This window comes from Flavobacterium sp. 103, assembly GCF_003096795.1.
In the GTDB taxonomy this organism is placed as follows: Bacteria; Bacteroidota; Bacteroidia; order Flavobacteriales; family Flavobacteriaceae; genus Flavobacterium.
On the sequence record NZ_QENX01000001.1, the window covers coordinates 1,429,924 to 1,454,252 of the forward strand.

At 35.6% G+C, this 24,329-nt stretch carries 24 protein-coding genes and 1 riboswitch; of the genes, 18 read left to right on the forward strand and 6 right to left on the reverse strand.

The genetic code is table 11. The annotated features are described in order from the left end of the window. The first annotated feature begins 125 nt into the window (after positions 1–125). Both polA and C8C85_RS05850 read left to right on the forward strand, forming a co-directional pair. On the forward strand, positions 126–2,999 hold the full coding sequence (polA, locus tag C8C85_RS05845; RefSeq protein ID WP_116796234.1) for a DNA polymerase I: 2,874 nt from the start codon (positions 126–128) through the stop codon (positions 2,997–2,999). Positions 3,000–3,100: 101 nt separating this feature from the next. Then, positions 3,101–3,490, forward strand: coding sequence for a hypothetical protein (locus C8C85_RS05850; RefSeq protein ID WP_116796235.1), 390 nt, complete (start codon positions 3,101–3,103; stop codon positions 3,488–3,490). Between the two features lie 56 nt (positions 3,491–3,546). Here the strand turns inward: C8C85_RS05850 and C8C85_RS05855 are convergent, their stop codons facing one another. Next, positions 3,547–4,566: a LacI family DNA-binding transcriptional regulator gene (locus C8C85_RS05855; RefSeq protein ID WP_116796236.1), complete on the reverse strand. Its 1,020-nt coding sequence runs from the start codon at positions 4,564–4,566 to the stop codon at positions 3,547–3,549. A gap of 351 nt (positions 4,567–4,917) precedes the next feature. Between C8C85_RS05855 and rplM the strand changes: the two genes are divergently transcribed. The 4 genes from rplM (at position 4,918) to tsf (ending at position 7,826) form a co-directional block, all read left to right on the forward strand. Continuing rightward, on the forward strand, positions 4,918–5,373 hold the full coding sequence (rplM, locus tag C8C85_RS05860) for a 50S ribosomal protein L13 (RefSeq protein WP_111409710.1): 456 nt from the start codon (positions 4,918–4,920) through the stop codon (positions 5,371–5,373). Beyond that, complete coding sequence (gene rpsI, locus C8C85_RS05865) at positions 5,373–5,759, forward strand: 30S ribosomal protein S9 (RefSeq protein WP_077371473.1); 387 nt, start codon at positions 5,373–5,375, stop codon at positions 5,757–5,759. Before rplM ends, rpsI begins: the two co-directional genes overlap by 1 nt. Before the next feature lie 173 nt (positions 5,760–5,932). Further along, positions 5,933–6,727: a 30S ribosomal protein S2 gene (rpsB, locus tag C8C85_RS05870; protein WP_116796237.1), complete on the forward strand. Its 795-nt coding sequence runs from the start codon at positions 5,933–5,935 to the stop codon at positions 6,725–6,727. A 136-nt stretch (positions 6,728–6,863) separates the two neighbouring features. Next, positions 6,864–7,826 (forward strand): translation elongation factor Ts, encoded by a 963-nt coding sequence (gene tsf / locus C8C85_RS05875; protein ID WP_116796238.1) that lies wholly within the window; start codon positions 6,864–6,866, stop codon positions 7,824–7,826. Positions 7,827–8,147: 321 nt separating this feature from the next. On the opposite strand, the gene C8C85_RS05880 is transcribed toward tsf, so the two are convergent. Next, positions 8,148–9,389: an MFS transporter gene (locus C8C85_RS05880; protein ID WP_116796239.1), complete on the reverse strand. Its 1,242-nt coding sequence runs from the start codon at positions 9,387–9,389 to the stop codon at positions 8,148–8,150. Positions 9,390–9,611: 222 nt separating this feature from the next. Between C8C85_RS05880 and C8C85_RS05890 the strand changes: the two genes are divergently transcribed. From C8C85_RS05890 to C8C85_RS05940, 11 genes are all read left to right on the forward strand, one after another. Further along, entirely contained in the window at positions 9,612–10,670 is a 1,059-nt protein-coding gene (locus C8C85_RS05890; protein ID WP_116796241.1) for an exopolyphosphatase, read from the forward strand. Positions 10,671–10,816: 146 nt separating this feature from the next. Continuing rightward, the gene (locus C8C85_RS05895; protein ID WP_116796242.1) at positions 10,817–11,530 is read left to right on the forward strand and encodes a hypothetical protein; all 714 of its coding nucleotides are present in this window, start codon (positions 10,817–10,819) and stop codon (positions 11,528–11,530) included. Further along, positions 11,530–12,093 (forward strand): DNA-3-methyladenine glycosylase I, encoded by a 564-nt coding sequence (locus tag C8C85_RS05900; RefSeq protein WP_116796243.1) that lies wholly within the window; start codon positions 11,530–11,532, stop codon positions 12,091–12,093. The genes C8C85_RS05895 and C8C85_RS05900 overlap by 1 nt, the downstream gene beginning before the upstream one ends. Before the next feature lie 100 nt (positions 12,094–12,193). Next, a riboswitch (TPP riboswitch) is annotated at positions 12,194–12,289 on the forward strand. Positions 12,290–12,354: 65 nt separating this feature from the next. Beyond that, positions 12,355–12,561: a sulfur carrier protein ThiS gene (gene thiS / locus C8C85_RS05905; RefSeq protein ID WP_116796244.1), complete on the forward strand. Its 207-nt coding sequence runs from the start codon at positions 12,355–12,357 to the stop codon at positions 12,559–12,561. A gap of 202 nt (positions 12,562–12,763) precedes the next feature. Then, positions 12,764–14,587: a phosphomethylpyrimidine synthase ThiC gene (thiC, locus tag C8C85_RS05910; protein ID WP_116796245.1), complete on the forward strand. Its 1,824-nt coding sequence runs from the start codon at positions 12,764–12,766 to the stop codon at positions 14,585–14,587. A gap of 11 nt (positions 14,588–14,598) precedes the next feature. Next, positions 14,599–15,210: a thiamine phosphate synthase gene (locus tag C8C85_RS05915; protein ID WP_116796246.1), complete on the forward strand. Its 612-nt coding sequence runs from the start codon at positions 14,599–14,601 to the stop codon at positions 15,208–15,210. Then, entirely contained in the window at positions 15,183–15,938 is a 756-nt protein-coding gene (locus C8C85_RS05920; protein ID WP_116796247.1) for a hydroxymethylpyrimidine/phosphomethylpyrimidine kinase, read from the forward strand. Before C8C85_RS05915 ends, C8C85_RS05920 begins: the two co-directional genes overlap by 28 nt. Further along, complete coding sequence (locus C8C85_RS05925) at positions 15,931–16,569, forward strand: thiamine phosphate synthase (protein ID WP_116796248.1); 639 nt, start codon at positions 15,931–15,933, stop codon at positions 16,567–16,569. Before C8C85_RS05920 ends, C8C85_RS05925 begins: the two co-directional genes overlap by 8 nt. Next, entirely contained in the window at positions 16,550–17,326 is a 777-nt protein-coding gene (locus tag C8C85_RS05930) for a thiazole synthase (protein ID WP_165818099.1), read from the forward strand. Before C8C85_RS05925 ends, C8C85_RS05930 begins: the two co-directional genes overlap by 20 nt. A gap of 96 nt (positions 17,327–17,422) precedes the next feature. Continuing rightward, positions 17,423–18,559: a 2-iminoacetate synthase ThiH gene (gene thiH, locus C8C85_RS05935; protein ID WP_116796250.1), complete on the forward strand. Its 1,137-nt coding sequence runs from the start codon at positions 17,423–17,425 to the stop codon at positions 18,557–18,559. A 131-nt stretch (positions 18,560–18,690) separates the two neighbouring features. Then, the gene (locus C8C85_RS05940; protein WP_116796251.1) at positions 18,691–19,401 is read left to right on the forward strand and encodes a HesA/MoeB/ThiF family protein; all 711 of its coding nucleotides are present in this window, start codon (positions 18,691–18,693) and stop codon (positions 19,399–19,401) included. Positions 19,402–19,503: 102 nt separating this feature from the next. On the opposite strand, the gene aat is transcribed toward C8C85_RS05940, so the two are convergent. The 3 genes from aat to C8C85_RS05955 all read right to left on the reverse strand — a co-directional run bounded on the left by aat (position 19,504) and on the right by C8C85_RS05955 (position 21,524). After that, positions 19,504–20,142 (reverse strand): leucyl/phenylalanyl-tRNA--protein transferase, encoded by a 639-nt coding sequence (aat, locus tag C8C85_RS05945; protein ID WP_116796252.1) that lies wholly within the window; start codon positions 20,140–20,142, stop codon positions 19,504–19,506. A gap of 98 nt (positions 20,143–20,240) precedes the next feature. Continuing rightward, positions 20,241–20,615, reverse strand: a complete 375-nt coding sequence (locus tag C8C85_RS05950; RefSeq protein ID WP_116796253.1) for a DUF3127 domain-containing protein — start codon at positions 20,613–20,615, stop codon at positions 20,241–20,243. Positions 20,616–20,636: 21 nt separating this feature from the next. Next, positions 20,637–21,524 carry a flavin reductase family protein gene (locus tag C8C85_RS05955; RefSeq protein WP_116796254.1) on the reverse strand — a complete coding sequence of 296 codons (888 nt, stop codon included), beginning with the start codon at positions 21,522–21,524 and terminating at the stop codon, positions 20,637–20,639. A 258-nt stretch (positions 21,525–21,782) separates the two neighbouring features. Here C8C85_RS05955 and C8C85_RS05960 point away from each other — a divergent pair, with 258 nt between their 5' ends. Continuing rightward, the gene (locus tag C8C85_RS05960) at positions 21,783–22,928 is read left to right on the forward strand and encodes a sensor histidine kinase (protein ID WP_116796255.1); all 1,146 of its coding nucleotides are present in this window, start codon (positions 21,783–21,785) and stop codon (positions 22,926–22,928) included. 214 nt (positions 22,929–23,142) lie between these two features. Here the strand turns inward: C8C85_RS05960 and C8C85_RS05965 are convergent, their stop codons facing one another. Continuing rightward, positions 23,143–24,309, reverse strand: a complete 1,167-nt coding sequence (locus C8C85_RS05965; RefSeq protein ID WP_165818100.1) for a transglutaminase domain-containing protein — start codon at positions 24,307–24,309, stop codon at positions 23,143–23,145. Positions 24,310–24,329: the final 20 nt, after the last annotated feature.

Sequence of the window (24,329 nt, forward strand, 5' to 3'; positions counted from 1 at the left end):
TAACGAACTCATCTTTAAAGTCAAAAAAAGAATTCATTATTACTTTTCTATTGGTAATTATAAATTTCGATAACAAATTCATTTTTAAAACTCAATTGCCTATTTTTACAGACTAAATTTTTTATATGTCTGTTCAAAAACGCCTTTACCTTCTTGATGCCTATGCATTAATATTTCGTGGTTATTTTGCCTTTATAAAAAACCCAAGAATCAATTCTAAAGGAATGGATACTTCGGCTATTATGGGATTTATGAATGCCTTGATGGATGTTATAAAACGAGACAAGCCAGACCATTTGGCAGTGGCTTTTGACAAAGGCGGAAGCACCTATCGATACGAAATGTATAAAGAATACAAAGCACATCGCGACGAAACTCCAGAAGCGATCAAGATTGCCGTTCCCTACATTCAAGAATTATTGAAGGCAATGCATATTCCGATTATTGAAGTACCCGGTTATGAAGCGGACGATTTAATAGGAACCATTGCTAAACAGGCAGAAAAAGAAAACTATCAAGTCTTTATGGTTACTCCTGATAAAGATTTTGCACAATTGGTTTCCGAGAATATTTTTATGTACAAACCCGCACGTATGGGAAATGGTATAGAAATTTGGGGAGTTCCAGAAGTTTTAGCCCGATTTGAAATAGAACGTCCAGAGCAAGTTATTGATTATCTGGGAATGATGGGCGATGCTGCCGATAATATACCGGGACTTCCGGGTGTAGGCGAAGTAACTGCTAAGAAATTACTGAAGGAATTTGGATCAATGGAAAATCTTTTGGCCAATACCGACAAGCTGAAAGGTGCCATGAAAGAAAAAATTGAAGCCAATGCAGACAAAGGAATTTTGTCCAAAAAATTAGCAACCATTCTACTCGATTGCCCTGTAACATTTAATGAAACTGATTACGAATTATCAAAACCAGATGTTGAAAAAACCGATGCTTTGTTTCAGGAATTGGAATTTCGTCAAATGAAAGCGCAGTTTGACAAATTTTTTGGAACTGGAAAAGAATACGATGAAATCGATACCAATGGTAACGGAAATGGTAATGGCAGTGACAATGACAGCGAAAAAATAATTAAAAAAGCTCCTGCCAAAAAATCCAATGAAGACCAGTTTGATTTATTCGGTTTTTCAGATGAAGAAACTGGCGAGGTAAAATCGAGTTCGCATTATGCCACTTTAGAAAATACGGAACATTTTTACCAAAGTATACAAGGCGATTTTGCCGTGAAATTGCTGTTGCAAAACTTAATGAACCAAACTTCGGTTTGTTTTGACACCGAAACTACAGGAATTGATGCCTTGAATGCCGAACTGGTTGGAATGTCCTTTTCTTTCGAAAAAGGAAAAGCATTTTATGTACCGTTTCCGGAAAATCAAGATGAAGCACAAGTTTTGGTTGACAAATTCAAACCTTTTTTCGAAAATGAAAACATCGAAAAAATAGGCCAAAACGTCAAATATGATTTAAAGATTCTTTCGCATTATGGTGTTCAAATCAAAGGAAAGCTATTCGACACAATGATTGCGCATTACTTGATTAATCCTGATATGCGTCATAATATGGATGTTCTATCAGAAACCTATCTGAAATATTCGCCAAAATCCATTGAAGATTTAATTGGCAAAAAAGGAAAAGGGCAAAAAACGATGCGTGAGGTTCCATTGGAAGACATTAAAGAATATGCCGCTGAAGATGCAGATGTTACCTATCAATTGAAGCAAAATTTCAGTCCGATTCTAGATAAAGCTGAAACCAAAAAACTATTTGACGAAATCGAAATTCCTTTAATACCAGTTTTGGCAGCAATGGAATTGGAAGGAATTAATCTGGATGTTCCTTTCTTAAAATCAATGTCGGTTGAAATGGCTACCGAAAGCAAGGCATTGGAACAAAAAATCTATGAAACTGCAGGTGAGAAATTTAATTTGGCTTCCCCAAAACAACTTGGCGATATTTTATTTGACAAATTAAAAATTGGTGGAGCCAAACAAAAGAAAACCAAAACAGGTCAATATGCCACTGGTGAAGAGGTTTTATCCTATCTGGCCAATGACAATGAAATTGTCCGTGATATTCTTGAATGGAGACAAATGGTAAAATTGCAAAGCACTTATATTGATGCTTTACCTAACCAAGTTGATGAAAAAACGGGACGTGTTCACACCGATTACATGCAAACTGTTGCGGCGACGGGGCGTTTGAGTTCAAACAATCCGAACTTGCAAAACATCCCGATTCGTACCGAAAGAGGACGATTGATCCGAAAGGCATTTATTGCCCGTGATGAAAATTACACTTTGGTTTCTGCGGATTATTCGCAAATAGAGTTACGGATTATTGCCGCTTTATCTGGCGAAGAAAACATGATCAAAGCCTTCAAAAACCACGAAGATATTCACAGAAGTACCGCTGCAAAAGTTTTCCATGTTCCATTGGAAGAAGTTACAAAAGAACAACGTAGCAATGCCAAAACGGTGAATTTTGGAATAATCTATGGAGTTTCGGCTTTTGGATTGAGCAATCAAACCTCACTTTCGCGAAAAGAAAGTGCCGAACTGATTGATGCCTATTATTCGTCTTATCCAAAACTAAAGTCATACATGTCCAATCAAGTGGATTTTGCCAGAAAAAATGGATATGTACAAACCATATCTGGTCGTCGTCGCTATTTAAAAGACATCAATTCAGCGAATGCCGTAGTTCGTGGCGCAGCAGAAAGAAATGCCGTGAATGCTCCTATTCAGGGAAGTGCCGCAGATATTATCAAAATTGCGATGATCAATATTCATAAAAAACTAATTTCTGAAAACTGGAAAAGCAAAATGTTACTTCAGGTTCATGATGAGCTTGTGTTTGATGTTCACAACTCAGAACTTGAAAAAATCAAACCAATGATTAAATATGAGATGGAAAATGCCTTTACAATGGCAGTTCCTTTGGATGTAGAAATTGGTGCTGGAAAAGATTGGTTAGAAGCGCACTAAGAAAGTGTTCAGTATTCAGCAGCAGTTCACAGAAGATTGATGGTAAAAAATAGACAGCAAATTAAACCACTTTGCAACTTTATAAAAACACAAATTTAAGAATGATTGACAATTTCAAACCTCCTATTAAAAGCAGAACGACGAATGATTTACTAGCGATTGTAGGTTCTCCAAAAAAATGGAACCCTGAAGCACTCAAATTAGCAAAGAGTGAATTATCAAATAGAAACGTTGACACAAAAGAAATTGACAATGCTGTCATGTTAGCTATCAAAAATGAAGAAGCCGAAGAATTAAAAAAAGCTGAAAAAAGCTATCAAATTTCAGATTTTATTTTAAAACCTAAATCAACAATTTTTGAATTACTGTTTACTTGGGAATTGAAAAAAGATGGCTACATTCTTAAAGCTCAACAACAAAAGTCTTTTAGAATTGCTCTTATCGTAATAATTTTATTTGTTTATTTTATATCACTAATAAACAAATCATAAGCATTAAAAACCATCCATAAAAAAAGCCATTCTTTAATTTTGAATGGCTTTTTTTATTATTTAGTAGATTCTCTTTCCTTTAATTTTGTTTTGATAACAACGGTTTCATAAGGCTTGTGTTCTTCCTTGGATTCCAATCTGTCAATTAACAATTTTACGGCAACCTCACCAATGTCAATTCCATGTTGACTAACTGTCGTTAAACTTGGGGATAATCTTCTTGAGGCAAGAATCCCATCCGCAAAACCAATAATTTTAAGATCCTTTGGTATTTTGTATCCTTTCTTAGCACCTACTTTCAAAGCTGCAACGGAATCGTTTTCATCTAATGCAAAAACACCGTCAACAAGATTATTCGAATACAAGTCCGTAATTTTATCAATAAGATCCATTTCTGAATCTGTTCTGATAATAATATTCTCATTTATTGTAATATTATTATCACTCAATGCCTTTAAGTATCCTTCAGCTCTCAATTTACCGACACTCAAATTATCCACCGATGAAATTAACGCGATATTTTTACACCCCAAATCAATTAAATGCTGCGTCGCATTATGACCTGAATCAAAATCATCCACAATAACTTTATCGCATTCCACTTCGTCTGTGGTTCTGTCGAACATCACAATCGGAGTACCATCATTTATAATATCCTTGAAATGATTGTATTCATGTAACTTTTGCGCTTCTTCAGAAATTGACAAAACAAATCCATCTATGGTACCATTACTCAACATTTCAAGAGTGTGGGCTTCTTTTTCTAGCGACTCATTGGAAATACACATAATAACATTGTATCCTTTTTCATCAGCCACTTTCTCAATACCACTAAAAACTTTGGCGAAAAAGGAGTTTAATATATTAGGTATAATAACACCAATCGTTTTAGTCTTTCTATTTTTAAGATTCAAACCAATAACATTGGGCTTATAATTTTTTAATTTGGCGTATTCTTTAATTCTAATTTTTGTTTGCTCGCTTATTTCCGGACTATCATTAAGTGCCTTAGAAACAGTCGATACCGAAACATTAAGTTCTTTTGCAATTTGTTTTAATGTTGCTTTTGCTTTCATTGTAGAATGGTATTTGGTACTATATTAAGAGTCGTTAAAAAAATTAAAACAACAAAGGATTAAACAAAACATGCTAAATTTTTATTAAATATATAAAATTTAACAGGCATTTGAAAGGTTAAAAGCGAAAATTACAAAAAAAATGCAACATCAAAAAAAATATTCCAGTAAATTATTTTAAAAAAATGAATCTCAAACTAAATGTTATTTGACTCAATCCAAATATATATTTGATAATCAGCAGGAATCCAACAAAAAAATATTCAAATAAGCTATTTGTATTTAAAATAATTAATTGTACTTTTGCAACCCCTTTATTGGGGATGGAATGTTTAATTAAAATATATTATTGTGAACGCATTAAGCTACAAGACAATTTCAACAACAAAAGCCAATTCTACAAAAGAATGGATTGTTGTAGATGCTGACGGTCATAACTTAGGTCGTCTTGCTTCAAAAGTCGCTATGATTTTAAGAGGTAAGTACAAGCCAAGTTATACGCCACACGTGGACTGTGGAGATAACGTAATTGTTATCAACTCAGAAAAAATTAACCTAACAGGTAACAAAATGGATGAGAAAACATACATCCGTCACACTGGTTACCCTGGAGGACAAAGAACTTTAACTGCTAAAGTATTGCAATCAAAAAATCCTGCATTACTAGTAGAGAAAGCTGTAAAAGGAATGTTACCTAAAAACAAATTAGGAGCTGAACTTTTTAGAAATTTAAATGTTGTTGTAGGATCTGAGCACAAACAAGGGGCTCAAAAACCTAGAACTGTTAACCTAAACGATCTTAAGTAATGGGAGTTATTCACAAAATCGGTAGAAGAAAGACCGCTGTTGCACGTGTTTATGTTTCTGAAGGAACAGGAGTTATCGTTGTAAACAAAAAACCATTCGCAACTTATTTCCCAACTGCTACTTTACAGTACAAAGTTTTGCAACCAATGTCTATGACAGAAAACGCATCTAACTTTGACGTAAAAGTAAACGTTTATGGAGGTGGTTCAACTGGACAAGCAGAAGCTGTAAGAATGGCATTGGCACGCGTTATGTGTGAAGTAAATGCTGAAAACAGAGCTATCTTGAAACCAGAAGGTTTATTAACTAGAGATCCAAGAATGGTTGAACGTAAGAAATTCGGTCAGAAGAAAGCTCGTAAGAGATTCCAATTCTCTAAACGTTAATATTACCAGTCTTGTATCATTCGTGCAAGACATCCTAGAATGTATTAAAAAATTTAAAACAATGTTGTTGTTGTCCGACCGAGGTTGGAAATTAGTTTAGCATCTAAATGTATGTAGCCGATCTATCGCCATTCATGCATTGCTAATCAACAGAACGTAAACTAGTACAAAAAATGTCAAACAAAGTAGAAGTAAAAGAATTACTAGAAGCAGGTGTTCATTTTGGACACATGACTAGAAAATGGGATCCAAATATGGCTCCTTACATTTATATGGAGCGTAATGGTATACACATTATCAATCTATATAAAACTGCAGCAAAAATTGAAGAAGCAAATGACGCTTTGAAAAAAATCGCTGCATCAGGTAGAAAAATATTATTTGTTGCTACCAAGAAACAAGCAAAAGACATCGTTGCTGATAAAGCAAAAGCTGCAAACATGCCTTACATCACTGAAAGATGGCCTGGTGGAATGCTAACTAACTTCGTAACTATCCGTAAAGCTGTTAAAAAAATGGCTACTATTGATAAAATGAAGAAAGATGGTACCTTCATGACCCTTTCTAAAAAAGAGCGTTTACAAGTTGATCGTCTTCGTGCAAAACTAGAGAAAAACTTAGGATCAATCGCAGATATGTCTAGACTTCCTGCAGCATTGTTCGTAGTAGATATCAAAGCTGAACACATCGCAATAAAAGAAGCTCAAAAATTAAACATTCCAGTTTTTGCAATGGTTGATACAAACTCTGATCCACGTGAAGTAGATTATGTTATCCCTGCAAATGATGATGCTTCTAAATCAATTGATAAAATTTTATCTTTAGTAACTGCTTCAATTATCGACGGTCTTGCAAATAGAACTTCTGATAAAGAAACTGATGCTACTGAAGTTGTTGCTGAAGCAGAAGCTCCTGTAGCTGAAACTCCAGCAGTTGAAGCTCCTGTAGCTCCAGCAACTGAAGAATAAATCAAATTTTAAATTCCAATTTTAAATTCCAAATTCCATAAAAAATTAGAAACAGTATGTTGATAATTTAATAAAATTGGAATTTGGGATTTGAAAATTGGAATTTTTACTTTTATAACATTAAACACATTATATTATGGCAACAATTACTGCTGCAGACGTAAATAAATTAAGACAAACTACAGGTGCCGGAATGATGGACTGTAAAAAAGCTTTAGTTGAAGCTGAAGGAGATTTCGATAAAGCTATACAAAACCTTAGAGAAAAAGGACAAAAAGTTGCTGCTAACCGTTCTGACCGTGAGTCTTCTGAAGGAGCTGCTGTTTCTTTTATTAATGCTGACAAAACTAAAGGAGCTATCATCACTTTAAACTGCGAAACAGATTTCGTAGGTAAAAATGAGGCTTTCGTAACTTTGGCTAAAGAATTAGTAGAAAGAGCTATTAACTTCTCTTCTAAAGAAGAATTTTTAGCTTCAGATTTCAACGGAATTACTGTTGCTGAAAAATTAATCGAGCAAACCGGTGTTATCGGTGAAAAAATCGAAATCGGTGGTTTTGAAATTTTAGAAGGTGCTTTCGTTGGATCTTACGTTCACGTTAACAAAATTGCTGCATTAACTGCAATTTCTGCACCAATTGCTAATGGTGACGTTTTAACTAAAGACATCTCTATGCAAGTTGCTTCTATGGGAGCTGATACATTATCTTACAAAGATTTTGATCCAGCTTTCGTTGCTTCTGAACTTGCTGCTCGTATTGCTATAATCGAAAAAGAAAATGAAGAAGCAAAACGTTTAGGAAAAACTTTAAAAAATGTTCCTAAATATATTTCTTACTCTCAATTAACTGAAGAAGTTATCAAACAAGCTGAAGAAGATGCTAAAGCTGAATTAAAAGCTGAAGGTAAACCAGAACAAATTTGGGATAAAATTATTCCAGGAAAAGTTCAACGTTTCATCTCTGACAACACTACTTTAGATCAAGAGAAAGCCTTATTAGATCAAAACTTCATCAAAGATGACAGTAAAAAAGTTGGTGATTACGTTAAAGGATTCAATGTTGAAATTACAGGTTTCAAAAGAGTTACTTTAGGATAATCAATTAGATTACATCAACGATATATCTAATTTTAGATTTTCGTTTACATATAAAATCCCATTTCATTACGAAATGGGATTTTTTTATGCCTTTTCTTAATCATTTTAAAATAAGTTTTCAGGGCAAAAAACACTGCTATGATCTAGGCTTCTAAAAACACTTTAACAAAAAAACAATTAATAACTTTTAACAAAGCATCAACAAAAAAAGCAATAAGCCTAGAGCAAAAAAAAAACAGCAGTGAACAAAAGTTTACTGCTGTTTTTAATTATTATTCTGTTTTTTATTAGTCTTGAACCACCTTTTAAAAGTAGACCAAACTAATTATTTTCGTTACTTTCTACGGGTATCATTCTCTCTTTCAACTCTTCTTTTTCAACCATCTTAGACAACTTGAAAACAAGTAAAGTACCTGCCATACCAAGAACCGTCATAAACATCCAATTCGACTCATAGCCAGAATTCTGAATGATTTCCATACCTGTTTTAGCGCTTAAAATATGTGCAAAACTGTAACTCATGGTAAAAGCTGCCATATACTTACCTTCTTGCATCTCATTAGATCTCTCCATTGCGAATGAATTAGCAAATGGGAAAGTCAACATTACTCCACATGTCATAAAAAGCATCATAGGAATCAAAATAGCTTCCCAAGGAAACAACAGAAGTAAAAAACTAGTTGCCATAAGCAATAACCCTAAAGAAATTACTTTATGATTATTGATTTTATTTTTGCTTACATAATTTACAATTGGAAGTTCGAAAAGCAAAATAAGCAGTCCATTTAAACTCAAAAGCAATCCGCTATCAAACTCTGACATATTAAATCGCTCTTTATGATACAGAGGCAAAGTTGTAAAAATCTGGAAAAATAATATTCCTGTAATCAAACAAATTACCAAGTGAAGCATAAAAGGCTTGTCTTTCATTACTGAAACTTTCTTAACAGCGTTCTCGTGATGTTTTTTCAATTTGACTTGCAATTTCTTTTCTTTCACAAAAAACATGAAAACAATTATTGCCAAGATACAGGTCGCTCCATCAACATAAAATATATATTCATATCCCAACTGCATAATAATCAATCCACCTAGGACTGGCCCAAAAAGGAATCCCAAGTTAATCGCTGCACGGGTTAATGAATAAGCACGAGCCCTGTTTTCTTTTGTGGTAAATGTCTTTAAACACACAAGCATCGCAGGCCTAAACATATCGGCTATAGTTGTCAATACAAGTATTCCTACGCATAGCTCCTCAAAAGTAGTTGCATAATGCAACAAAATAAACACTATACCACTAGCAAATAAACTGAAGACCATCACTTTATAAAAGCCGATCTTATCAGATAATTTACCACTAAGCCATGTTCCGATTATAGAACCAGCTCCAAAGAAAACCATCACCCAGCCAATTTGACTGTAACTGAATTCTAAATTTTCTTTCATGTACTTTGAGAGAAAGGGAATCACCATGGTCCCTGCTCTGTTGATGAATGTGATTAAAGTAAGTATCCAAATTTCTTTTGGAAAATCTTTAAAATTGTCTAGGTATTTTTTTATCATAATTAATTTTTTTTGGGGCAAAAAATTTTTTCATTTTGGCAAAAATAGATTTTTTTTTCAATCAACCAACAATCAAGTAGTTAAAAAACATAATAATTTTATAACAATTCTAAAACAATTTTGGTTAAAAAAAAAGTTATTCAAAAAAAACATTAAAAAAAAGGAAATTATAGATTTTTAATATAGATTTGCAAACAGCATTAACCCCAAATAATAATAATTATGAAAGAAAAAATTTACTATTTAATAATAGGCCTAATCTTTACCTACACAGCACAGGCCCAACTCTATGGCGGAATTGAAATAGGAAGTAAAGGTATCAAAATGACCGTTCTTCAAGTTGAAAGTATTAAAAGAAACACCTACGATGTAAAGGAGTTTTGGACTGAAAACGTAGGTATAGCAGCTGGTATCGGAATAGACGGTACTTTATTAAAAGAAGACATTGATAAAGCAGGCGCAGTAGTTTACAACAACTACAAAAAAATGCTTAATGAATACAAGATTGAAGACAAAAATATTTTCGTGGTTGCCTCTTCAGGTGTTGGTCTTGCGACAAACACTAATGATTTAGTAGTGAAAATAAAAGAGTTGACAAATAAAAAAATAGAAATCATCTCCTCATCACTAGAAGCAAAATTACTTTTGAGAGGCTGTATTCCTCCTAAAAACTATTTAAATTCTGTTATTATTGACATAGGTGGTGGAAATACTAAAGGAGGTTATGCTAAAGACATCAACGATTCATCTGTATTTTTCCCAATTTCATGTGATCTTGGAACAGTAACTTTGACTGAAATCATCAATAAAAAGTGTAAACAAAAAACGGTTTTCGAATTCAACGAAAACTTGTTTGACTATTTACCAACTATGAGAGAGAGTTTCAAAAAAATGTATACAAGTAGAGCGGAATCACAAGATAAAAGTAATGTTTACATCTCTGGCGGTGCAGCTTGGGCTTTTTACACTCTTTTAAATGGAGCAAAAGCCGAAGAAAACTTTACTCAGGTACAATATGATGATATCCTAGCTATCAGAACAATTGCAGAAAACAATTATCAAAGATTTGTGACTAGTGCTGAAAGTAATGTTGAAATGAAAAAAGTATTGAACACTTACCAACAAAAATACTTAATCGCTGCTTTTAATCTTTTGGAAACTTCGCTTGAAGTTATTCCTAACATACAAAGCAAAAAGATTTATTTCGCTAAACAAGGTCAAATCGCATGGTTAGTTAGTTATGTATTTGACAATGCTAAAGGTGTAAAACAAATATACTAAGCTTATAGTCCAAACATAAATTGCAAAAAATTAAATCCCATTCATTATATGTTTGGGATTTTTTTTGCACTTTTCAACAATTCTTATGATTAAGATTTTAAAAAAAAGTTTAAATTTGAGTAATTAAGCATCATAACGCTCTAATCATGAAGAACTTTAAAATAATACTTTCTTTTATATTTCTTGCTTCCCTATTTAGTTGTGGGAAAAATGAACCTGAAGAAAAGGGGGAAATAGAAACCAATTACACCCAAACTTCAAACATTACAACAGCCACTCCAGACACAAAGACTGAAAACGTAGGGTCAAATACTGAAACTGAAAACACAGAAACAGAAGACACTGATAATGATTCAGACTCAGGTCTGGCTACAGCTATACAAAGACAAATCCCAAATTCACAAATTTCAAACGAAAGCACCCAAAAAAATAGCAATAATCAAGATCAAATCGTTGTAACTATTGCAACACCTACAGCGGAAAAGGCAGAAACTATCGTCAACACTCCCTTAAGAAACTTATTGAGACAAGCTCAGGTAGGGAAATCGTACTCCAAAAGAGAACTTATTGAAGAATACAAATTCCCTAAAGAAGCGGTAGATCTGATAAAACATGTAACTTGCGTCGGACCAAACAAATTATATTTCAACTGGGGCTCCACTTGGCTTGTGGAAAAAGTCTCGGATGCCGAATTCGAAAACGATACTATGATTTTCACGTTCAAAAAAAACAAAACCTATGTATCGGGGGGTGCAATCGGCATTAAATACAATAAAAAAATATACACTGAATTGATACTTAATAACGGATCAGCCTACATTCCTTCCGTAAAAGGCTACCACTGGGAAATAAACAAATAATGCAAAAAGAAATCACAAGATGCGCTTGGTGCAATTCGAGCGAATTATACCAAAAATACCACGACGAAGAATGGGGCGTTCCCGTTTATGAAGACCAAAAACTTTTCGAATTCCTGCTTCTCGAAACATTCCAGGCGGGATTAAGTTGGATTACCATCTTAAACAAAAGAGAAAATTTCCGCAACGCTTTTGACAATTTCGACTATAAAAAAATAGGCAATTATTCCGAAGATAAAATTCAGGATTTACTCCAAGATTCAGGTATAATTCGAAACAAACTCAAGGTTTATTCTGCAGTTTCAAATGCAATAGCCTTTATGAAAATTCAGGACGAATTTGGCAGTTTTTCCAAGTACATTTGGGGCTTTGTCGATGGAAAACCAATCGTAAACAACCGAAAAAGCCTGAGCGAAGTTCAAGCTACAACTCCCCTCTCCGATGCCATCAGCAAAGACTTAAAAAAGCGCGGATTCAAGTTTGTCGGCTCCACCGTAGTGTACGCCCACATGCAGGCCACCGGAATGGTCGACGACCACGTAGCCGATTGTTGGAAAAGAAATTAACACACAATTACCGTTTTAATCCTCCAAAACACAAGTTACACCTGTAACAACTTTAAACTTTTAAACGTTTAAACTTCTAAACTTTTTTAATTACATTTGCTTCACACTTTAGGGGTGTCTGCAATCGCAGGCTGAGATTTTACCCTCTGAACCTGATCTAGTTCATACTAGCGTAGGGAAAAGTAAGATGACTTCCATGTACCATTGCGTGTACTATTCTAGCCATTCCTAAAGTATAACTTATACTAAATTCAAAAAGGAATGGAACTAAAAATCAACAATCAAACCAAACAATTCCCCCTTGACAGTCTCACTGTGCAAGCGCTTCTTGACTTGGAAATTCCCGAAAAACAAAACGGAATCGCCCTAGCCATTAACAATACCGTGATTCCAAAATCCGATTGGAATTCTCATTTCCTAAACCCAACAGACGACATTCTCATCATTTCTGCCACACAAGGCGGGTAAAATAATCATGTCCTTTTGGGCGTGCCACCATTAGGAAAAGGGGGCAACCAAGCTTTACGCTTATTCGCCCCCTTTCCCCAATGCTGTCGGGCTATCCGCGCTACTTCGGTAGCCAGCTTCTATCCCTCACGCAATCCCCCAAACCAAGAACTTTTCATTTTCAACTAAAAAGATAACTACTCACAACATAAAAGCAAAAGCTATGAACAACGAAGAAAAAATCTCTAGAACCCCCTTTCCAAACTCCAAAAAAATATATATCGAGGGAGAAATCCACCCGATAAAAGTAGCCATGCGAGAAATCTCCTTGGCTGACACCAAAATGTCCAACGGACGAATCGAAAAAAATCCACCCGTAACCGTTTACGACACTTCCGGCCCTTTTACCGACCCCAATATCGAAATCGACATCAGAAAAGGATTGCCCCGTATTCGCGAACAATGGATACTAGACCGCAATGACGTAGAAGAACTAACCGAAATCTCCTCAGAATATGGAAAAACACGCTTGAATGACGAAAAATTAAACGACTTACGTTTTGAATATTTACACAAACCAATGCGTGCCAAAAAAGGAGCCAATGTTTCACAATTGTATTACGCCAAACAAGGTGTCATCACTCCCGAAATGGAATATATAGCCATTCGAGAAAACCAGCGCATCGAACAACTGAACGAGCAAACCCAAGCCATGCAATGCCAACACCAAGGCCATAGTTTTGGAGCCCAAACCCCAAAAATCAAAATCACCCCCGAATTCGTAAGGAGTGAAGTCGCCAGAGGTCGCGCCATTATCCCAAACAACATCAACCATCCCGAAAGTGAACCTATGATTGTGGGACGCAATTTCTTGGTAAAAATAAACGCTAACATCGGGAATAGTGCCGTAACGTCAAGCATCGAGGAAGAAGTTGAAAAAGCCGTCTGGGCCTGCCGTTGGGGAGCCGATACCATTATGGATTTATCCACAGGAAAAAACATACACGAAACCAGAGAATGGATTATCCGTAATTCCCCAGTTCCAATCGGAACTGTGCCTATCTACCAAGCCCTCGAAAAAGTAAACGGAATCGCCGAAGATTTAACTTGGGAAGTATTTCGTGACACCCTTATAGAACAAGCCGAACAAGGAGTTTCCTATTTCACTATTCACGCCGGAGTATTATTGCGATACATTCATTTAACCGCAAACCGAGTTACTGGAATTGTTTCCCGAGGCGGTTCGATTATGGCAAAATGGTGCTTATTTCATCACAAAGAAAACTTCCTTTACATCCATTTTGAAGAGATTTGCGAAATCATGAAACAATACGATGTCGCTTTCTCTCTAGGAGACGGTTTACGCCCAGGCTCCATCGCCGATGCCAATGATGCCGCACAATTCGCCGAATTGGAAACACTTGGCGAACTGACAAAAATAGCCTGGAAACACGATGTCCAAGTTTTCATCGAAGGCCCCGGTCACGTCCCAATGCACATGATCAAAGAAAACATGGATAAACAATTGGAACATTGCGATGAAGCGCCTTTTTATACTTTGGGCCCATTAACAACTGATATTGCTCCAGGTTATGACCACATCACTTCTGCCATTGGAGCTGCAATGATTGGTTGGTACGGATGCGCAATGTTATGCTATGTAACGCCAAAAGAACACTTAGGCTTACCCAACAAAAAAGATGTCAAAGACGGAGTGATAACCTATAAAATTGCCGCACACGCTGCCGACTTGGCCAAAGGTCATCCCGGTTCGCAATACCGCGACAATGCCTTGAGTAAAGCGCGTTTCGAATTCCGTTGGGAAGACCAGTTCAATTTATCTCTAGATCCAGATACAGCAAGAGAATTCCATGACGAAACATTACCGGCAGATGGCGCCAAAGTAGCACACTTCTGTTCGATGTGCGGCCCTAAATTCTGTTCAATGAAAATATCACAGGAAATCCGTGATGTCGCCGAAGCCGAAAAAGGTATGGCTGCAAAATCAGAAGAGTTTATTGAACAGGGTAAAGAAATTTATATCTAAGAAAATAGATTATGATTGTAATCACAAATCCAGTTTCGATAGCCAATGAAATCGACACCATTCATTCTCTTTTTGGGAATGGATTGGAGTTGCTTCATATTCGCAAACCTGATTTATCTGCCGCAGAAATGAGATCATACTTGTCGGAAATAAAATCGGATTTAAGAGGACAATTGGTTTTGCACAGCCATCATCATTTGACTTCGTCATTTGGTATAAATCGTATTCACTTTAGCGAAAGCGAAAGAAAAAAAACAGCAACCATATTCGGAAAATCAGCATTTGAAACATACAAAACAAAAGGTTTCCATTTATCGACTTCGGTTCATAATATGGAAGATTTCAATGCTTTGGATCACGTGTTTGAATATGCTTTTTTGAGCCCTATTTTTCCAAGCATTTCTAAAGAAAATTATTTTTCAAAAATAGATTGGTTTCAAGTCATTAAAAGCAGAACTAATTATTCGACAAAACTCATCGCTTTGGGCGGAATAGAATCAAAAAACGCGGAGCAAACATTACAAAATGGCTTTGATAATGTAGCCTTGCTAGGAACCATTTGGAATCAAAACAATCCCATTAAAAACTTTAAATCATGTCAGAAAATCGTCCAATCGTCTTAACAATCGCAGGATTTGATCCTTCGGGTGGAGCGGGGGTTTTGGCAGACATCAAAACTTTTGAGCAACATAAAGTGTATGGTTTTGCCATCAACACTGCCAATACCATTCAAACCGAAAATGTGTTCCATAAAATCCAATGGACAGCTATCGATTTTGTTTTAGAATCCATAACAACCCTTTTGAATAGTTATGTCATCAGCGCTGTTAAAATAGGCATTGTACCATCATTGGATTATTTGAAACAAATTGTTTTTTGCCTAAAAAAGCATTCACCATCAATCAAAATTATTTGGGATCCAATTTTGAAATCTTCAACCGAATTTGATTTTTTGTCCATAGAAAATCAGGAGACTTTGATCGAAATCCTGCAACAAATTGTGTTGATTACTCCAAATTACAACGAAATCAAACATTTTAATCCTGAAGAAAAAGACCCGCAAAAGATAGCAAAATTCTATTCTGATTATTGTCCAATTTTACTAAAAGGCGGACATAACAGTAATGAAATTGGAGTCGATTATTTATTTACTACAAATAACATTTATACATATCTGCCAAAAACAATCGAATGTTATGAAAAACACGGCTCAGGCTGCGTACTATCTTCCGCAATTACGACCCACCTTGCATTGGGTCAAAATCTGCAAACAGCTTGTGGAAATGCAAAAACATATACTGAAAACTATTTACTATCTAACCCAACTAAACTAGGATTCCATCATGTATAACAAACTACAATACATCTCTCAAGGAGAAAGCGTCGAAGAACAATTGTACAACATTCATCAAGCCCTCGACAATGGCTGTGATTGGATACAAATGCGATTCAAACATCAAAAACCGAAAAAAGCACTGGCTTTGGCGGAAGCCACCAAATTTTTGTGTGAAGAATATCTAGCCAATTTCATCATCAATGATGATGTGCATTTGGCAGAGCACATTAATGCTGACGGTGTTCATCTTGGCCTTTCGGATATGGGCGTTGCAGATGCACGAGCCATACTGGGTAAAACAAAAATCATCGGTGCGACCGCAAACACTTATGAAGATATAATCCGTCAAGCCAACAACGGCTGTGATTATATTGGCTTAGGGCCTTTCCAACACACAAAAACCAAGGACAATCTCAGTCCAATACTTGGAATAGAAGGTTATCGTTCCATAATTATTCAAATGGAACAGGCGCAAATTGATGTACCCGTTTATGCTATTGGAGGCATTACCTTGGGAGATGTTAATACTCTGATTAAAACAGGAATTCATGGAATTGCAGTTTCTGGAATTATTACCAAAAGCGATGACAAACAAGAACTCATTACACAACTTAACGAGAAATTATATGGCAATGTCATTGTTTAGGATAGGAGACAAAACACTAGAGTCCCGATTATTTTTAGGAACTGGGAAATTTGGTTCCAATATAGAAATGAAAGAAGCAATACTGGCTTCCGAAAGTGAATTGGTAACCGTGGCCTTAAAACGAATCGATCTGGAAACCGACACCGATGCGATTTTAAATCACTTGAAACATCCGAGAATAAATTTATTGCCCAATACTTCTGGAGCACGGAATGCCAAAGAAGCTATTTTTGCGGCGCAATTGGCCAGAGAAGCACTGGAAACAAATTGGTTAAAACTCGAAATTCATCCCGACCCGAAATACTTGATGCCCGACCCCATAGAAACCCTGAAAGCCACTGAAGAACTGGCTAAATTAGGATTCATCGTTTTGCCTTACATTCACGCCGATCCGGTTTTGTGCAAACATTTGGAAAATGCAGGAACAGCAGCTGTAATGCCATTGGGTTCCCCTATCGGAAGCAACAAAGGATTGAAAACTATAGATTTTCTGGAAATAATCATCGAACAAAGTTTGGTTCCGGTTATTATCGACGCTGGAATTGGAGCACCATCCGATGCCGCAAAAGCAATGGAAATGGGAGCTGATGCAGTACTAGTCAATACCGCAATTGCCGTAGCCGGAAATCCAAAATTGATGGCCGAAGCCTTTAAGGAAGCCGTAATCGCTGGACGAAAAGCATTTGAGGCAAAACTGGGACAACAATACAAACATGCAGTTGCTTCAAGTCCTTTGACTTCGTTTTTATATGAATAATATTTATTTAACCGCAAAGTTCACAAAGAAAGAACGCTAAGCCCGCAAAGCTTTGCGAACCTTGCGAAAAACTTAGCGCTCTTTGCGTTTAAAATTATGAACACATTCAAATCCGTTTTTGAACAATACGACTGGGATACTATTCAAACCAAAATATACAAAACGACCATCAAACAAGTGGAACAAACATTGGCAAAAAGCAAAAGAAACCTTGACGATTTCATGGCTTTGATTTCGCCGGCAGCAACAACCTATTTGGAGCAAATGGCACAAGAATGCCATGAATTGACCAAAAAGCGTTTTGGAAAAACCATTCAGATGTATGCTCCGCTTTATTTAAGCAATGAATGCCAAAACATTTGCACCTATTGCGGATTCAGTTTGGATAACAAAATCAAACGCAAAACATTATCAGATTCTGAAATAAAACTGGAAGTCGAAGCCTTGAAAACAGCAGGCTTTGATCACGTTTTATTGGTTACGGGAGAAGCCAATTACACCGTAAACATCAATTATTTCCTAAATGCAATTGATCAAATAAAAGAGCAGTTCTCAACCATTTCGGTGGAAGTACAGCCCCTTTCCACCGAGGAATACCAAAAACTGCACGAAGCTGGAGTGTATTCAGTTTTGGTGTATCAGGAAACCTATCATCAGGAGGTGTACAAAAAGTACCATACCAGAGGCAAAAAGTCCAATTTTGATTTTCGTTTGGAAACACCCGACCGAATTGGAAAAGCTGGAATTCACAAGATTGGATTGGGTGTTTTATTGGGGCTGGAAGATTGGCGAACGGACAGTTTTTTTAATGCTTTGCATTTAGAATATTTGCAAAAAACCTATTGGCAGACAAAATATTCAGTTTCCTTTCCGAGATTGCGGCCTGCTGAAGGAATTATCGAACCCAACTTTATTATGGACGATAAAGATTTAACGCAATTGATTTGTGCGTATCGCTTGTGGAATGAAGATTTGGAGATTTCTATTTCCACTCGTGAGAATGAAATTTTCAGGAATAATATCATTCCAATTGGCGTAACGAGTATGAGTGCAGGATCCAAAACCAATCCGGGCGGTTACATCGTTGACCCACAATCTTTGGAACAATTTGAGATTAGCGACGAACGTTCGGCCCAAGAAATTGCCAAAATAATTACTGGCAAAGGATACGAACCGGTTTGGAAAGATTGGGATAGAAGTTATGATTGCAGATTTTTGATTAACGATTTTTGATTGCAGATGTATAACCCTAAAATTATAATTAATTATCAAATCTAACTCAAAATAACAATAAGGCATAGCAAACCTATAGCTTTCATTTCAATCAAAAATTATGAAATCGTTAATCTAAAATCTAAAATCCCATGAGTATAGTTCAAGAATATTTAAGATACAACCGCCAAATGATGCTAGCCGAAATAGGAGACGAAGGGCAGGTAAAACTAAAAAAAGCAAAAGTACTGGTCATTGGTGCCGGCGGATTGGGCTGCCCTATCTTGCAATATATCGCTACCGCAGGTGTTGGCACTATCGGAATTGTAGATTTTGATAAAATTGAAATTCATAACCTCCATCGTCAAATTTTATATACACAAAACCAGGTCGGCAAAAGCAAAGCCATAACAGCAAAAGAAACATTGGAAGAAATGAATCCTTTGATTTCCATCGTGGCATTCGAAGAAAAACTGACCTCCGAAAATGCCGCTACAATTATCAAGAATTATGATTTTATTGTTGATGGATCGGATAATTTTGAAACCCGCTATTTGGTCAATGACACTTGCGTGGCTTTAGGAAAAACATTGGTTTATGGAAGTATTTTGAAATTTGAAGGGCAATTGGCCGTTTTCAATCACAACGGAAGCAAAAATCTTCGGGATTTATTTCCGGAACCTCCCAACCCGAAAGACGTGCCCAATTGCAATATGAATGGCGTGTTGGGAACTTTACCCGGAATAATTGGCACCATGATGGCTCACGAAACGTTGAAACTTATAATGGATTTACCTTCTTTAAAGAACGAATTGGTATTGTTCAGCACTTTGAATTGGAGTTTTACAAAAATAAAATTTTAACCATATAAGTAATATAAGTTCATTTAAGCTAGAACGTTAAACTCTTATATGTCCTTATATTACTTATATGGTAAAACTTTTAACAATGCTGTCTTTTTTAAACTATTTACTCTTCAAAATTACCATAAACGCTTCCCGATCTATTTCTCTGCAGCCCAAACTTTCAAGATGCTCGTTATAAACTTGGCAATCTAACAGACGATAATTATCTTTTTTAAGCTGACTTACTAAAGCAATAAACGCCACTTTAGAAGCATTGGAAACCAACGAAAACATACTTTCTCCACAAAAAATATGCCCCAAATCGATTCCATACAATCCGCCAACTAGTTGGTCATTTTGCCAAACTTCAACCGATTTTGCCATTCCAAGTTCGTTGAGCTTGCAATAAGCTTCAATCATTTCATTGGTAATCCAAGTTCCTGTTTGTCCATCGCGTTTTACTTGCCGGCAATTGGAAATAACATCCCTAAAGTTTTGATTGAAAGTAACTGTAAAAATGTTCCTGTTTAGGATGTTTCGCATACTTTTGGAAACAATCAATTCGTCCAAGAATAATACCATTCTTGGATTAGGTGACCACCAAATAATGGGTTCCCCTTCATTAAACCAAGGAAAAATTCCGCTTCTATAAGCTAGCAGCAAACGCTCTGGAGTCAAGTCACCTCCAAAGGCAAGAATTCCATCGCTGTCGGCGTGAGAAACTGGAGGAAAGAATAAATCTTTAGATAAATAATACATTTCTAGATTTCAATATCAATGGCAATTTCAAAAACAAAAAAGCCAGAAATTCAAGTAAACTCAAACTTCTGACTTCTAACTTTTGACTTCTTTTTGTCTTAGAATGGCAAATCGTCTGCTTCTTCTTCATTTAAGTTAGTTGCTGGCGCAAAAGTTGCAGCAGCTGGCATTGCTGGCGCTTGTTGAGCTGGTGCATCTGCAGCCAATCTTTCAATTCTCCAACCTTGAATACTGTTGAAATATCTTGTTTCTCCTTGTGGATTAACCCATTCTCTTCCTCTCAAATTGATAGAAACCTTTACAGCTTCACCAATATTATAACTGTTTAGCAAATCACATTTATCTTGAGTAAATTCAATTAAAATGTGTTGTGGATATTGCTCATCTGTAGTAACAACAAGTTCTCTTTTTTTGAATGCCGCACTTACTTGTTGCTCAGGATTAACAACTTTAACTTTTCCTAATACTTCCATCTTCTTTTTGTTTTATTATTGTTACTTTGATTCTATTTTTTTAGCTAAAAGCACTTTCCATGCCGAAAGTACATCATTGTCTAAAAGATATCTTTTGGCTTCTAAGTGCTGTTTTTCAAGGTCATCAGAACTCAAAACGGCCTTTACTGCAAAATTTTGGTTTACAAATATACTAACTTCCTCTTTAGTAGGCAAGGCTTCAATATTCCCTAACATCCCTAAATCGTTTCCATCAAAAACGGAACTATTTTTAACAAAATCAGGTATTGAATCAACTCCAACTCCCAGAGTTGTAAGCGGTTTTGGCACCTCAAACAATCCTTGATTTGATCGGGAATACCAATTGGCTCCCAATCTTGAAACCAAGTCAATTTTATGTTGATCGATAGCTCCATTTTCATTTAACACCGCTTCATTAATATGAATACGAACCACTTCACAAAGAATTAAATTCCCTGCACCACCTTCTGTTCCCAAAGGAATTATCTGCGTCACTTTGCATTCAAACTGCACAGGCGATTCTTTTACTCGGTATGGTTTTACCACATCGGAAGGAACCGGCGTAAATCCAGCTTTTAAAAACTCGTCAACACCTTCCGCGTATTCTGTACTGGCCAAAGAAGTTTGCTGCACCATATCATAATTCACTACATTGATTACGACTTCGGAAGTGGCTTCGGCATTTATCAAGGTGTGTTTAACCGTATTGTCCCTTACGCGTCTTGCAGGTGAAAAAATAAGCACTGGCGGATTGGCACTGAACACATTAAAAAAACTAAAAGGAGACAAATTTGGAATTCCATTTTTACCGATAGTACTAGCAAAAGCAATAGGTCGAGGCCCAACTGAGCTTTGTAAGTAACCCTGTAGTTTTACGGTGTCTATGCTTTTTGGATCAATGCTAATCATAAAATTTTTATTTGGACAAAAATAACAAAATAGCAGTTAGATTATCGATAATTCAACAATTATATTAGGAGAATAAATGCCCTAGCCCTGATGGAAACGACATCCTTTTGTGCCGGGGTTCGGCACAAAAGATATAGTGGACAGCAGGAATTAGCTCCAAAGAACAATGATGATCGATAAAATGAATACAATGATTTTTCGCACCTACACAATCCAAAGTCCATTATTTCGTTATATTTATACCACAAATTTACTTTTATGAATTTTTCTGAAAATAGCAACCCCATACGTTGGATCATTATTTTTATTTCTTTTTTGATAATTACCATTATTCTTTGGAATACCTATACTTTTTTTCAAATATTCAAAAATGAGGAGCGAATAAAAATGAATCTTTGGGCTACAGCCGAAAAAACATTAATAAATGCCCAAGAAAATACCGAAGTGGATTTACCACTACAAATTTTCAACAATAACACCACGATTCCGCTTATATTGACTGAGAATGACAGCATTATTAACTCCGTAAATATTGACGAGGAAATCATAAAAAACAAAAAAAGGGCTATTGAATATTTGAACGAATTAAAAAGCGAAAATGAGCCTATCAAAATCATTTATGCCCCAGGAAAATCACAGGAATTATATTATGGCAATTCTTCCTTGATAGACAAACTGAAATATTATCCAATCGCTTTGTCACTAATCATCGTTTTGTGTGGCATTCTTATTTATAATTTTTACCTCAGCCACAAAATGTCAACCCAAAACAAATTGTGGGCAGGAATGGCTAAAGAAACGGCTCACCAAATAGGAACTCCTCTTTCTTCCTTAATCGGTTGGCTGGAAATTTTAAAAATGGAAAATATTGATGAATCCATAACTCTTGAGATCGAAAAAGATATCGAACGTTTACTGACTATTACCGATCGTTTTTCTAAAATTGGTTCCGAACCCAAATTAGAATTAAAAGACGCAGTTGAAGAAACCAAACAATCTTATAATTATTTAATTTCTCGTTTTTCGGACCAAATTGAATTTTCATTCAAAGCGCCTTCCAAACCAATACGCATTTTTCTGAATCCCACTTTACACAGTTGGACGATAGAAAATCTAGTCAAAAATGCCATTGATGCGATGAAAGGAAGAGGAAAATTGTCAATGGAAATTGAAGAAGACAATCATCATCTAAAAATAAACGTAACCGATACTGGTAGTGGCATTCCTAAAAAAGAATTCCATCGTATTTTTGAAACCGGTTTTACCACCAAAAAAAGAGGATGGGGACTTGGGCTTTCCTTAACCAAAAGAATTGTTGAGGAATACCACAAGGGCACTATCAAAGTACTGCATTCTGAGATAGGAAAAGGAACAACGATGCAAATTATCTTAAGGAAAACGTAGATTTTATCAGCTATATTTAATTTTTAACATATAAGTCACATAAGTTTTTTAAAACTGTTTATTCGCTTAGTCGTTAAAAAGAGAATATAAGTCAAATATCTTTACTTGAATGAACTTTTAATTTTACTTCATTTGTTTCGACTAAAAACTTATATGACTTATATGTTTAACAATTCGTCTGACAAAATACTGTCACCTGAAGCAGCAAGCGCTCTTATCTAACCGGGATTCCGAAAAAAGTCGTCGTGTTAAACATTCCTTTTCTCCCAGATTTACTTTTGCTTAAATAGTCGTTTACAAATTTTTCTTGTACTTCGATTTGTTTGAGAACATCAATGATAGAATTTTTTAATGATTTTACACTTGCAGTATTGCTGTCATTATAAGCACCAATTTTATAAATGCGGCTTTGACAATCCATTATTTTCTGTTTTGGAGATTCAATCATAGCTTTAATCTCTTCGTCTGGCAAGACTGGTTTGAATCTATTATTCCTATAATAAATAAAATCATTAAACATTGCTATCGCTTGATTGTAATCGTCACTTATTGCCTGCATCTTATCCATCGCTTCATTATTCTGCAAGGCATCAACATCACTCTTTTTTGAAAGAGCCATCTCTTGAATCAATTTATTTCTGATTCCATTTTTCTCCATTCGACTTAAAGTCATTTTTGCTTTATCCAGATCCGACATATTATCATACTCCCCTATTTGAGTAACGAAATCAAAATTGACTTTAGTTTTATTCAACTGAATCTTTCCGTCAATAAATTCTTGATTCGTAATTGGCTGATTTAAAAACTGCCATAAATAATCAAAAGGCATATGCGATGCAATAAATTGATTTGGGGCAACCTTATAATTTAAATTGCTTATTTTCTTAAAAAACTTTCTTTTGTCAACATAACCCGCTCCCCAAGTGGGGTCAAAAAGCCACCAAATATTGTCAATTCTAGCGGCACACCAAGCATGTGAGAGTATATCTACTTTCCCATTTTGTTTGGTATAACCGTAAACGAGATAGGATTTGACTCCCACTTTTTTGACAATATCATTAAAAACCTCAGCATAATGGATACAAACTCCTTTTTTGGTTAGCACCGCGTTTTTTATTTTATCCTGAGAAATCTCTTTGTAATCAATGGATTCTATATTCTCAATATCGTAGCTGATGTTTGAGGCTGTCCAATAGAAAGCAGCTCTTACTTTATCATTTTCAGATTTGAAATTAGCATTGATATATTCTGCAATTCCAACAGTTGTGTTACTCAAATTATTAGGAATCTTGTCCATTTTAGCATCAACCAAATCATAAATTCCTTTTGTTTGACCAAAACTGACAACAGTAAACATCAAAAATAAAAACATGTTTTTCATAACTATCCCTTTTTTAGGCA

Coding starts and splice junctions, on each gene's coding strand:
- polA (WP_116796234.1), top strand. CDS start 126: ATGTCTGTTCAAAAACGCCTTTACCTTCTTGATGCCTATGCATTAATA.
- C8C85_RS05850 (WP_116796235.1), top strand. CDS start 3,101: ATGATTGACAATTTCAAACCTCCTATTAAAAGCAGAACGACGAATGAT.
- C8C85_RS05855 (WP_116796236.1), bottom strand. CDS start 4,566: ATGAAAGCAAAAGCAACATTAAAACAAATTGCAAAAGAACTTAATGTT.
- rpsI (WP_077371473.1), top strand. CDS start 5,373: ATGGGAGTTATTCACAAAATCGGTAGAAGAAAGACCGCTGTTGCACGT.
- rpsB (WP_116796237.1), top strand. CDS start 5,933: ATGTCAAACAAAGTAGAAGTAAAAGAATTACTAGAAGCAGGTGTTCAT.
- tsf (WP_116796238.1), top strand. CDS start 6,864: ATGGCAACAATTACTGCTGCAGACGTAAATAAATTAAGACAAACTACA.
- C8C85_RS05880 (WP_116796239.1), bottom strand. CDS start 9,389: ATGATAAAAAAATACCTAGACAATTTTAAAGATTTTCCAAAAGAAATT.
- C8C85_RS05890 (WP_116796241.1), top strand. CDS start 9,612: ATGAAAGAAAAAATTTACTATTTAATAATAGGCCTAATCTTTACCTAC.
- C8C85_RS05895 (WP_116796242.1), top strand. CDS start 10,817: ATGAAGAACTTTAAAATAATACTTTCTTTTATATTTCTTGCTTCCCTA.
- C8C85_RS05900 (WP_116796243.1), top strand. CDS start 11,530: ATGCAAAAAGAAATCACAAGATGCGCTTGGTGCAATTCGAGCGAATTA.
- thiS (WP_116796244.1), top strand. CDS start 12,355: ATGGAACTAAAAATCAACAATCAAACCAAACAATTCCCCCTTGACAGT.
- thiC (WP_116796245.1), top strand. CDS start 12,764: ATGAACAACGAAGAAAAAATCTCTAGAACCCCCTTTCCAAACTCCAAA.
- C8C85_RS05915 (WP_116796246.1), top strand. CDS start 14,599: ATGATTGTAATCACAAATCCAGTTTCGATAGCCAATGAAATCGACACC.
- C8C85_RS05920 (WP_116796247.1), top strand. CDS start 15,183: ATGTCAGAAAATCGTCCAATCGTCTTAACAATCGCAGGATTTGATCCT.
- C8C85_RS05925 (WP_116796248.1), top strand. CDS start 15,931: ATGTATAACAAACTACAATACATCTCTCAAGGAGAAAGCGTCGAAGAA.
- C8C85_RS05930 (WP_165818099.1), top strand. CDS start 16,550: ATGGCAATGTCATTGTTTAGGATAGGAGACAAAACACTAGAGTCCCGA.
- thiH (WP_116796250.1), top strand. CDS start 17,423: ATGAACACATTCAAATCCGTTTTTGAACAATACGACTGGGATACTATT.
- C8C85_RS05940 (WP_116796251.1), top strand. CDS start 18,691: ATGAGTATAGTTCAAGAATATTTAAGATACAACCGCCAAATGATGCTA.
- aat (WP_116796252.1), bottom strand. CDS start 20,142: ATGTATTATTTATCTAAAGATTTATTCTTTCCTCCAGTTTCTCACGCC.
- C8C85_RS05950 (WP_116796253.1), bottom strand. CDS start 20,615: ATGGAAGTATTAGGAAAAGTTAAAGTTGTTAATCCTGAGCAACAAGTA.
- C8C85_RS05955 (WP_116796254.1), bottom strand. CDS start 21,524: ATGATTAGCATTGATCCAAAAAGCATAGACACCGTAAAACTACAGGGT.
- C8C85_RS05960 (WP_116796255.1), top strand. CDS start 21,783: ATGAATTTTTCTGAAAATAGCAACCCCATACGTTGGATCATTATTTTT.
- C8C85_RS05965 (WP_165818100.1), bottom strand. CDS start 24,309: ATGAAAAACATGTTTTTATTTTTGATGTTTACTGTTGTCAGTTTTGGT.